Consider the following 11,662-nt stretch of genomic DNA (forward strand, 5'->3'; position numbering starts at 1 on the left):
CAAATTGAAACAGATGAACACTTTATTTTTAGATGCAGCATGGTCAAAACAAACAGAACGTCCACCGGTATGGATGATGCGCCAGGCTGGTCGTTTTATGCCTGAGTACTGGGAAATTAAAAACAAATATTCTTTCCTGGAAATGTGTAAAACACCTGAAATTGCAGCTGATGTAACGATGTTGCCTGTTGACCTGTTGGGTATTGATGCCGCCATCCTTTTTTGTGATATCCTGGTTACTGCAGAAGCAATGGGTGGGGACCTGAGTTTTACACAAGGTATAGGGCCGCGTTTTGCAAATCCTGTACGTAACATGAAGGATGTGGAAAACCTGAACGTTGACTGCCTTGACAAACTGGAATACGTTGCAGATGCGATTAAAGTGATACAGCAACGCTTAAATGGCAGTATTCCGCTGATTGGCTTTGCGGGCGCCCCTTTTACGGTAATGAGTTACCTTGTAGAGGGAGAATCATCAAAGGATTTTAAAAAGACGAAATTACTGATGCACAATCATCCTGAGATCGCACACCAGCTGCTCGCCAAGATCGCGAAAGTTACGGCGGCTTATCTGAACCTTCAGATTGCTGCAGGGGTGAACGCCATCCAGATCTTCGATAGCTGGGCAATGGCTTTATCCTGGAATGATTACGCGGAATTTTCACATCAGTATATCAAAGAAATTATCGCTAACCTCGACAGGAGAGATATCCCCGTGATCTCTTTCTGTAAGGGCAGTTCAGTCTTCGCACCGATGATGGCTACTGCACAGCCGGACGTGATCTCGGTGGACTGGAATGCAGACCTGCTGAATATTAAACAAAGCCTGCCTGCAGGTATAGCTGTTCAGGGAAATCTTGACCCGCATATCCTGTACGCTGATAAACCTGCGATTAAAAAAGCAGTCCTGCAGCTGATTGAAAGAATGCGCGGCGAAAACGGATTTATCTTTAATCTGGGTCATGGTATTATGCCTGATATTCCTTTTGACAATGTGAAATACGCCATTGAACTGATCAAGGAGTTCCGGTATTAATTTGCTCATTAAATTTATGTGTTGATATGGAGCCTTATTATCTTTATATTTTAGCATTACATATCATTTTTGTGGTCTGCTGGATGGCAGGCCTTTTCTATATCGTCCGTTTGTTTGTCTATCATCAGGAGGCAAATGACCGTACGGAGATTGAACGTGATATTCTTCAGCGGCAATATATCATCATGGAGAAACGGTTATGGAATGTCATTACGGTTCCCGCAATGGTACTCACCTTACTTGCAGGAATAGTGATGGTGGCTATCCGTCCCGGATTACTTCATGCCCCTTGGCTACCTATTAAACTGATATTTGTGGTTTTACTGGTGATCTACCATTTCATTTGTCAGCGCATCATGAAACAAATGAGGAGGGGCATTTTTAAACTGAGTTCTACACAATTTCGCTTGTGGAATGAGTTGCCTACGTTATTACTTGTAGCTATTGTATTCACCGTTGTACTTAAGAGCGCAATAGACTGGGTATATGGTATCGGAGGATTACTTGTCCTGGGTATCGTGCTCATGATCGCGGTAAAACTTTATAAAAACTACAGGAAGAAAAACGAGCTTAAACCATAGGCTGAAGGTAATACCACGCGGTCTGTAAGCACCTTAAATCTTCGTAAGTTTAATTTACAGAAAGTAATAAAATAAATTTATGCAGGTCTCCTAACAATTAAAGAACAATATTTGCGAATGAAAAAAGCTTTACTCATTTTAATCTTCATATTTGCAGGGTACCAGTTTAGTCGGGCACAATTTAACAACAGCGCCATTGAAAACAGGATTCGCCCCGACAGTAATGCTGTAGGTGAGGTACACTTCAATTTCTACAATTTCAATTACGTACGGGATTACGAATACTCAAACCAGTTTCATGACGGGTATACCTTATATGGTACACAACTGCAGCCCCAGCTGGTTTATTACGCGCATCCCAACCTGGCGATTATTGCAGGTGCATATATCCGTAAGGATTTTGGAGATAACGGGGTCCATGATTCCAAACCGCTGTTTACCCTGAAGTATCATAAAAAAGACCTGACGCTGAATTTTGGTAGCCTTGAAGGGGGAATTCACCATGGCTATATAGAACAGCTTTGGGATTTTGAACGCCAGATCACTGATCCTATCCAATATGGTACGCAGCTGATCGTAGAAAAAGAGAAATGGAAACTGGATGCCTGGATCGCATGGCAAAAGCAGATCTACAGTCCGTCCCCGGTAAAAGAAGAAATTGTTGGCGGACTAACCGCTGAACGTTCATTGTGGCAAAACAATGGATGGAAACTGAGCATCCCCGCGCAATTTCTCATCTTTCATAAAGGCGGGCAAATCGATACCTTAAAATCTATTCCACTGCAGACTTTGTTTAACGGCGCTACAGGTTTAAAACTCCATAAAGAAGTAGGCGGAAACATTAAGGAAGTATATACAGATAACTATGTTGTTGGCTACAAGGATTTTTCCTCCAGCAAAGAACAAGCATATCAGGGCGGTTATGGACTGTGGTTCAATGCTGGAATGGATACCAAATGGGGTACCATCGTAGCTTCTTACTGGAAAGGCAATAACTTTCAGACCATCAAAGGAATGCCTTTGTATGAATCTGTTTCTTCTACTTTGTATGATGCAGGCCATAAAGAAAGTAACCGGAGCATCCTGTTGCTGCGTTATGCTTATCAGCACGAATTGCTTCCCCATCTTTATCTGGATGTACGCGTAGAACCTCATGTTGACCTGGGAACATCCAGAACAGAACAGCTTCAGTTCCAGGGTTCCTTCTTCTTAACCTATAAACAGGATTTTAAATTGTTTAAGATAAAACAATAAATTCGTATAAATAATATATACATCAAGGATGAAAAAGCTCTTAATCACCGTTTTACTGATCGGCGGAATAACTGGTGTGGTTTCTCAGGAAGCGATGGCACAGGAGGATACCACTATTAGCACCGCTACAGCCAGTACGGCTAAAAACTGGAAGTACAAGACGAGCCTCTCTTTCGGAGACGAGGATGACAGTGTAAAAATTACAAAACCACACCAAGGCCGTTTTATGGGCGGACTTACGCTCACAAGAGTAGATATTGGATTTTCAAGACTGATCGACAACGGAAGTTTTTCACTTTCGCCGCAAAATAAGTTTCTGGATTACAAGGACGCGAAGACCAGCACATTCTCTTTTGACGTGCTGTACTTTGGATACCGTTTTAATCCTAATTTTAAGATATATATTGCCGGTGGTTTCGACTGGACGCTGATCAGGCTGAAAAATAATATAACCATTCAGCAGAATACTCCTGACCTTACTTATGTAGAGGAACCGGTCGATTTTAGTAAAAACAGGCTTTCCAGCAGCTATGTACATCTCCCGTTTAATTTTGAACTGCGCACAAAAGAAAATCAAAACGGGAAGAGGTTCTACTTTATTTTTGGCCCTGAAGTAAGCTTCCTGCTGAACGGTAAGGTGAAACAGATCAGCGATGAACGCGGTAAGCAAAAATTCAGGGATGATTATGATTTTCAGCGGGTACGTGTAGGCGGTACTGTCCGTCTCGGCTATGGCTGGATAGGATTGTTTACCAAATATTACTTTAATGATGTGTTTGACAGCGTGCCACAGGAAGGACTGAAAAATATTTCTTTTGGTCTCACTTTTGGTCTCAACTGATCTGTTAGATGCAAATGCAAGCCACCTCAGTGCTAACCGCTCTGAGGTTTTTTTCTGTCAAATATTTCTATTCAGTGCCATTACACTAAATATTTGCTGTTGAAATGTATCTTTACGCTGTGGACGAAAATATTATCAGCGTAAATAACTTAAGCAAACAGTATAAAACTGAGCAATTATCGGGTATCAGAAATATCAGCTTTACCATCAGGCGGGGAGATATCGTTGCCGTGATTGGTGAAAGCGGCAGTGGAAAATCTACACTCTTAAAATCAATCTTCGGTTTACTGCAGGTTGATGAAGGAGAGGTTTTATTTAATGGTAAACGGGTTTTAGGCCCCAACGAACAGCTGATTCCCGGGCATAAGGAGATGAGGATCGTCAGCCAGGATTTCTCCCTCAATATTTACGCAAAAGTTTACGATAATATCGCCTCGGTGCTGTCAAATACTGACGTCAGATCTAAACAGGAAAAGACCGAAAAAATGATGCAGCACCTGCACATTGAACACCTGAGAAATAAAAAGATCACCGAATTGAGTGGGGGAGAGCAGCAGCGGGTAGCCATTGCACGGGCTTTAGTTACTGATACCAGCCTGTTGTTGCTGGATGAACCTTTCAGCCAGGTAGATGCGCTGCTAAAAAATCAATTGCGTGCCGATATTAAGCGGATAGCGGCAGAAACGGGGGTTACAGTGGTTATTGTATCACATGATCCTGCGGATGGCCTGTTCCTGGGGAATCAATTGCTGCTGATCAAAGACGGCAGTCTGATCCAGGAAGGGGAACCTTCTTTCGTTTATAATCATCCTGAACATATCTATACGGCCCAGCTGCTGGGAAATGCTGTAGTACTCCGGGCGGCCGATGCCTTAAAATTAGGACTTTCCTCTGCAAAAGAATCCGTTGTCTTTTATCCCGAATGGGTAGAACTGAAGAGCGGCTGGAACAGTAAGCGCTATGAGGTGCAGGATGTCTATTATAAAGGATTTTATGAAGAACTCTTACTGGAAAGAAATGGAGTGATCATCAGGGCGATACAGCTGAACAGGGGAGAGCATAAAAAAAACGACCACGTTCAGGCGAACATCGGTCGTTTTCTCGAGTTTTAATGTGATAAGATTACAGAGAAGACGTAATTAAAACAATCTTAACTCTTGTTCTTGTAGTTGGGGTAATCGGGGTCAGGATGTTGTCGCCCGATGTTTGGATGTACAATGTTACAAATCCCGGCCTGATTTCATAGCTATAAGCCTGTCCATCATAAACAAAAGGGATTTTCTCGTAAGTATTATCATCTTGTCTTGAAATCATCAGAGATACATCATCATTCTCAAAGGTGTCTTCATCAAGTTCTGCAACAGGTATATCCACTGAAAGTGTATAGCCATTGTTACTTGGAATCCATTGTGACGGTGTAACATATTTTAAAACAGTCAGATTCGGAAGGGTATCATCCTGTACAAGTACTTCCTTTTTGCAGGAAGCAAGGCCTACGCAGGAAATTAATAATAATAGTAGGTATTTCTTCATATTGGTTTATTTATGATATAGCATCAATTATACTGCCATTTTCTAATGAATTAAGTATAAATATATACAATGATATATTTCATTAGCCATATTTCGTGTTGTAATATATATTAAAGATATGAAATGCCGAATTTAAAACATTTTATTCCTGAATAATATTTTCGTTTTTATTTGTATTACTGATTATATCATTGATATTTATAAACCAATTCTATTAATGCCTCATGGAAGTACAAAGAAAATCAAACATCAGTTACCAGGAATTTATGGAAGAACACCATAATCCCGGCATACCCCTAATATTTACTGATGCTACTAAAGTCTGGAAGGCGAATGGTCTTTTGACGCCTGACTGGTTTCGTGAAAACTATCCTGATAAACAAAGCGACGTCACAGATAAACTGACCGGGAAACCTTATACAATGACTGAAGTAATGGACATGGTGGAAAACAGCTCGGTTGAAAAACCTGCCCCATACCCGCTGACGTTTAATATTTCACATGAAATCCCTGAAATGCTCGATCTCCTGCAGCCCCTTAGTCTGAATTATGCAAAACCAAACTGGCTGGAAGATAAGACTTTTAAACGCGGAAACTGGGGCGGTATTATCGAGTTGTTCATCGGCGGGCCGGGAGGTAAGTTCCCCTATGTACACAAAGATTATTACCATCTGAGTGCCTGGATCAATCAGTTGTATGGCGAAAAGCGGTTCACTGTGTTCCCAAGAGGACAGGAAGAATTCCTCTATGCTACTGAAAAAAATCAATGGAGATCAGAGGTGAATATCTTTGAACCGGATTACGACAAACACCCCAAATTTAAACATGCAACTCCTGTCAGCTTTACCGTTGGGCCGGGAGAAACCTTATACATTCCATTTGGGGTATGGCATTCGGCCTATTCACTTACCCCAACGATCTCGGTAGCTTTTGATCAGCTCAATGCCAAAAACTTTCCCGGATTTATGGAAGATGTCTGGTATTTTAAAAACCAGGAAAGCAGTAAGCCAAAAGCATTGGCTGCATATGCCTATGCACTGGCCGCAGGACTGGGCTGCAGGATCAAGAACAGCCTGGCTGCCTCAAAATAAATCAATAAAAAGAGGCTGTGTCATGGAACAAATGGTCAGCCTCATTTTTTTCTCATGGATAGTTCAGATAATTTTAACTTAAGTTATAAACCAGTATCTCTCCATTAATTAAGTTAGCAATGAATATTTTGATTTAACACATAAATGAGAAGGCATCTACTATTGATCTTTTTTGTCTTCCTAAGCGGGAAGCTCTATAGCCAGCCTTACTATTTTAAGAGTTTTCAGGTCGAAAATGGATTGTCAAACAACTCTGTGATCTGTAGCCTGCAGGATAGCAGGGGCTTCATGTGGTTCGGAACCAAAGATGGATTAAACCGTTTCAATGGCTATCAGTTTAAGATATTCAAAAATGTTCAGGGCGATTCAAGGAGTTTGGGAGGAAATTTTATCCATGCCTTACACGAAGATGATAGTGGGAAACTATGGGTTGGTACTGATCGGGGACTATATATATTTGATCAGGCAAACGAAACATTTAGCCGGGTAATGGCAGCACCGATTGAGGAGGTCAGGGACATAAAAATTGATCCCTATGGAAATGTGTGGTTCATTGACGGCCTGAGGTTATACCAATATGAGCCCCGAACTGCCCGGTTAACCGTATATCCTCCCGATAAATATTTTAATGCGACCGCACTATGTCTGGCCGGAGGTCAGATGTGGGTTTCAAGTGCCAAAGGTGAACTGTACAAAATATATTCACAAAGAAAAGGATTCAGCAAAAGTACCTCCGTTTTCAGTAAAGATAAACCTGTAGCCTTCAAATTCATTGAGAGGGTCTATGACGCCGGCAAGGGGCTGCTGCTCGTCAGCACCGTAAATAAAGGGGTAAAACTTTTTAATACGCATACTTTGTCCTATGAGAATCTACCGGTCATCAACGAGGACCGGACACAGGTATTTGTACGGGATATTATCCGTTCAGGAAAGGATGAATTCTGGTTGGCTTCTGAGTCTGGCGTTTTCATTTACAACCTGCACTCCAACCGGTATACGCATCTCAAAAAGCAGTATGCCAATCCCTTTTCATTATCAGATAATGCAACCTATACATTGTGCCGGGATAGAGAAGGGGGCATTTGGGTGGGCACTTACTTCGGAGGCGTCAGCCGCTATGCAAGTCAGTACAATACTTTTAAGAAATACTTTCCAAAAGCCGGAGAAAATGCGATAAGCGGCAACGCTGTCCGCGAGATTCAGGAGGACAACACTGGAAATATGTGGATTGGCACAGAGGATGGAGGATTAAACAAATTAAGCCCTGCAGGCAAATTTACCAGTTACCAGACTTCAAATAAGCCTGGCGCGATATCCACCAATAACATACATGGGCTACTGGTGACGGGCGACACCATATGGGTAGGTACCTTTGAAAACGGACTGGATCTTTTTAGTATCTCTACCGGTCGTGTTTTTAAACATTTTGACATGGGCGACAAATCCACGGGGTTAAAAAGTAATTTCATTTACCAGATCTTCCGGTCGAAAGATGGCACAATCTGGTTGGCGACGGGTCATGGTGTTTATACTTACAATTTTGCAAAGCAGCACTTTGATCGCTGCGAGGGACTACCCGACCTTTTTTATATTGAACTCTATGAGGATAGTCAGCACAATATCTGGGCGGGAACCTACCGTAATGGTGTATATATATACAATACGGTCAGCAAAAAATCGGCACGGCTCCGGGATATCCACAAGAATAGAGATATGATGGTAGATGAACGGATCAACGCGGTATTGGAAGACGCCAGCCATTCTATTTGGTTCGGAACAGAAAGGGGCTTATTTAAATTTGAAAAAGATAAAAAGCATATCAGGAGGTTTGACACGCAAACCGGATTCCCAAGTGATGTCATATACAGTATTTTTCCTGATCAGTATCAAAGATTATGGATCAGCACTTCCAAAGGCCTGGTCTGTTTAGATCCCCTGACAAATAACTTTCGCGTCTTTACCACAGCAAACGGATTGCTAAGCGATCAGTTCAATTACCGTTCCCTATATGAAGATGCGGCTGGACGTGTCTATATGGGTAGTGTGAAAGGCATGATTAGTTTTGTTCCATTCTTAGACACCCAAAAGCACACCTCCCCTAATTATATAACCGGGCTTCAAATTGATAACCAGGAAGTTGAGTTACATGCATTGGGATCGCCACTTGAAAAGTCCATTATATTAACTGATACCTTATTATTAAATCATTCGCAATCATCGTTCAGCATCGATTTTGCTTCTTTAAGTTATACCTCAGCACCGAATACCCAGTACCGGTACCGGATGGAAGGATTGGATAACCGCTGGACAAATCTGGAGAGAAACCGGCGCGTATATTTTACCCGGTTATCACCGGGTATTTACAAATTCAGCTTCATGTCTGCAAATTCCACCGGAGCATGGAGCAAAAAAGCTAAAACACTGACCATCATCATTTCGCCGCCGTTCTGGGCGAGTAAATGGGCCTTCGCTTTTTACCTGGTCTCGGCAGTTTTACTCCTATACTTTGCCATAACGAATTATATCAAAAAGATCAATAACCGCCATCAGAGAAAGATTTCGGTACTGAAGATGCAGCAGGAAAAAGAGGTATACGAATCCAAGATCGCATTCTTTACCAATGTTGCGCACGAAATACGTACTCCGCTCAGTCTGATCATCGCTCCTATGGAACGGGTCATCAAAGCTGCTGAAAACCTGCCCGCCATTCAGGGAAATCTTACCATTATGGAAAAAAATGCCAAACATCTCCTGGAACTGACTAACCAATTATTGGATTTCCGTAAAACTGAAGCGAGGGGCTACGACCTTAACTTTGTCAGAACTGATATCAGGGAACTGCTCAATAGCGTTGTTATACGTTTCAACGATCTGGCCAACGAACGTGGCCTTGATTACAGGTTATTTCTGTCTGAAGATAACTTTATCGCCTATATTGACCGGGAAATATTTGCGAAAATCATCAGTAACCTGATTGACAATGCAGTTAAATATGCCGAAAGTAAAATAGACATACAGCTGGACCCTCCGGGTGCAGATAATGAAACGTTCAGTGTGCAGGTAAAAAGTGATGGCCTGCCGATTCCAAAAGACAAAAACGAAGAAATTTTTGAAGCATTTTATCGTCTTCAAAACAGCCGAAACGCTGTAGGCTCCGGACTGGGACTTTCCCTGTCGCGCTCGCTGGCAGAATTACACCGGGGAACCCTCATACTCCTGCCCCATGAGGTTCAAATGAATATTTTCCAGCTGACCCTACCGATTCACCAAAAAATTGAATTTAACGTTAAAGCAAGAATCTCATGAAAAAACCACAGATACTTTTGATAGATGACCACGAGGATATGCTGACATTTCTTCAAAATGACCTGCAGGCAGATTACAGTATCTATACTGCAGCTAATGGCAGGGAGGCGCTGGAAATTATCAGGCATCATGTTATTGAGCTGATCGTAAGTGATGTAATGATGCCTGAAATTGACGGATTTGGTTTGTGCAGGCGCATTAAATCTGATCTGAATTACAGCCACATCCCTATTATATTGCTCACGGCTAAAAACACATTAAAAGCGAAGATCACAGGTTTGGAACTTGGTGCGGATGCCTATATTGAAAAACCTTTTTCTCCGGAACACCTGCATGTACAGATCGCCAATCTGTTATCTAACCGGAATAAAATAAAGCTTCACTTCGAAACCCCTGCCCCTGTCAGATCAGTATCTGACCTGAAGGATGAAGATGAGAAGTTTCTCTACAAAATCAATCTGACCATACAAAGCAATTTAAGCAATCCAAATCTTGATGTGGATCTGCTTGCAGAATTACTCAATATGAGTCGCTCGACACTTTACCGAAGGGTCAAAATGTTATCCAATCAGTTCCCGAATGAACTGATCAATCTCATGCGGTTAAAAAAATCCACTGAACTCCTGGAACAGGGTAAACTAAAAATCTTTGAAATTGCCGCTAAAGTTGGTTTTTCATCACAAACCCATTTCGGACAAAGTTTTCTAAGGCAGTACGGCATTACCCCAACGCAGTACATGAAACAAAAAAATGTCAACAGTACAGAAAGCTCATAGGCAAACAACAAGTCTTATCATTTTTTTCTAAAAATCGTGTCAACTGCTCTCGGAATCGTTCCAATCTTTACCGGACTGAGCTAATGCTAATGTCTGTCTGTTAATTTTACGCTACCAAATTTAAACCAATATAGCGTATGAAAACAAATTACAAGAAGGTCGCCCGCCTATTGATGGCCGGGGCGTTCCTGTTCCAATTTACACTGCTTTCGGCTTGCCGGAAAGATTCAGCTGTCAAAACTGATGACATGCTGTCTGCTAATGCTAAAGGCAGTGCAATTTCTAATGTAAATGCGGCAACCACCTATTACCTGGCCGCCAATAGCAACAGTGCAGACTTCCAGGCGCTTGTCAATAGCGCAGTAGATGGCGATGTGATCATCCTGAGAACAGGCAGTCATTATGTAACTACCGGCATCAGATTACCTGCAGGAAAAAACGGTATCGTGATCAGAGGAGAAGCAGGTGCCGTGATCAGGAAAGCAACGAACACCAGTCCCGTTGCAGCGATCACGATCACCGGCAACTATAATACGATAGACCAGATAGAACTGGACGGTGGTGACCTTCCGGAAGCCGGGATTATCCTTTATGGCCAGCACAATACAATCTCCAACAGCAAGATCCATAATTGTGGTAATGCAACAGCCAGGGGAGCTGGAATTCTTATTCATAACCTCGGAACCCCGGTTTGTGCGTTCAATTCAGTTATAGGATGTTCGGTCTATTATAATTACATGGTTGGGGTATCCCAAAACGGGCATTCAGGTGGTACGATTAAAAACAACAATATTTACGAAAGCGGAGCGGAAGGGCTTACAATTGATATTCTGAGTCACAACTGTTATGTGTATGGTAACACCATTGACAAAAATAATAAATATAACAGAGGTGTGGGAGGTATCGGAATTGATGATTCCAATGGATCAAAGGTTGATCAAAACACCGTTTCAAATACTTATTACAGAAGTGGCATCACCTTTCAAAATAATATAGGTGGCTGTGACGGAGCTGTTATATCTAACAATCACCTCACCAATAATACAGCTTACGGAATTTTGGAACGATACACCAATTACCAGAATACAAATAAAAGCTTTACCGGAAATATCTTTTCAGGTAATGTTGCAAATACATTCATTCAGTATTAAAATACAGCAGGGTCAATTGACAAAGGCTGGCGCGATTGGCAGTCTTTGTCAATTGCCGTGTTTCAGAGTCTGATTAACAATTTCAGTTATAAA

At 41.9% G+C, this 11,662-nt stretch carries 10 protein-coding genes; 9 read left to right on the top strand and 1 reads right to left on the bottom strand.

Features of this window, described 5'->3' with window-relative positions:
* The first annotated feature begins 13 nt into the window (after positions 1-13).
* From hemE to BLW16_RS11690, 5 genes are all read left to right on the top strand, one after another.
* Positions 14-1,036, top strand: a complete 1,023-nt coding sequence (gene hemE, locus BLW16_RS11670; protein ID WP_090556757.1) for a uroporphyrinogen decarboxylase — start codon at positions 14-16, stop codon at positions 1,034-1,036.
* Positions 1,037-1,062: 26 nt separating this feature from the next.
* Positions 1,063-1,617 carry a protoporphyrinogen oxidase HemJ gene (hemJ, locus tag BLW16_RS11675; RefSeq protein ID WP_090556758.1) on the top strand — a complete coding sequence of 185 codons (555 nt, stop codon included), beginning with the start codon at positions 1,063-1,065 and terminating at the stop codon, positions 1,615-1,617.
* Between the two features lie 117 nt (positions 1,618-1,734).
* Positions 1,735-2,871: a hypothetical protein gene (locus BLW16_RS11680; RefSeq protein WP_090556759.1), complete on the top strand. Its 1,137-nt coding sequence runs from the start codon at positions 1,735-1,737 to the stop codon at positions 2,869-2,871.
* A gap of 28 nt (positions 2,872-2,899) precedes the next feature.
* The gene (locus tag BLW16_RS11685) at positions 2,900-3,712 is read left to right on the top strand and encodes an outer membrane beta-barrel protein (RefSeq protein WP_090556760.1); all 813 of its coding nucleotides are present in this window, start codon (positions 2,900-2,902) and stop codon (positions 3,710-3,712) included.
* Positions 3,713-3,816: 104 nt separating this feature from the next.
* Complete coding sequence (locus tag BLW16_RS11690) at positions 3,817-4,824, top strand: ABC transporter ATP-binding protein (protein WP_245735244.1); 1,008 nt, start codon at positions 3,817-3,819, stop codon at positions 4,822-4,824.
* Between the two features lie 10 nt (positions 4,825-4,834).
* On the opposite strand, the gene BLW16_RS11695 is transcribed toward BLW16_RS11690, so the two are convergent.
* A complete protein-coding gene (locus tag BLW16_RS11695) occupies positions 4,835-5,245 on the bottom strand; it encodes a hypothetical protein (protein ID WP_090556761.1) in 411 nt (136 codons plus the stop codon).
* A 224-nt stretch (positions 5,246-5,469) separates the two neighbouring features.
* Between BLW16_RS11695 and BLW16_RS11700 the strand changes: the two genes are divergently transcribed.
* The 4 genes from BLW16_RS11700 (at position 5,470) to BLW16_RS11715 (ending at position 11,569) form a co-directional block, all read left to right on the top strand.
* Positions 5,470-6,336, top strand: a complete 867-nt coding sequence (locus tag BLW16_RS11700) for a cupin-like domain-containing protein (RefSeq protein ID WP_090556762.1) — start codon at positions 5,470-5,472, stop codon at positions 6,334-6,336.
* Between the two features lie 144 nt (positions 6,337-6,480).
* Positions 6,481-9,642 (top strand): ligand-binding sensor domain-containing protein, encoded by a 3,162-nt coding sequence (locus BLW16_RS11705; protein ID WP_090556763.1) that lies wholly within the window; start codon positions 6,481-6,483, stop codon positions 9,640-9,642.
* Complete coding sequence (locus BLW16_RS11710; RefSeq protein WP_090556764.1) at positions 9,639-10,418, top strand: response regulator transcription factor; 780 nt, start codon at positions 9,639-9,641, stop codon at positions 10,416-10,418. Before BLW16_RS11705 ends, BLW16_RS11710 begins: the two co-directional genes overlap by 4 nt.
* A 137-nt stretch (positions 10,419-10,555) precedes the next feature.
* Positions 10,556-11,569 carry a right-handed parallel beta-helix repeat-containing protein gene (locus BLW16_RS11715; RefSeq protein WP_090556765.1) on the top strand — a complete coding sequence of 338 codons (1,014 nt, stop codon included), beginning with the start codon at positions 10,556-10,558 and terminating at the stop codon, positions 11,567-11,569.
* The last annotated feature ends 93 nt before the right edge of the window (positions 11,570-11,662 follow it).

The organism is Pedobacter hartonius (assembly GCF_900107535.1).
GTDB lineage: Bacteria > Bacteroidota > Bacteroidia > Sphingobacteriales > Sphingobacteriaceae > Pedobacter > Pedobacter hartonius.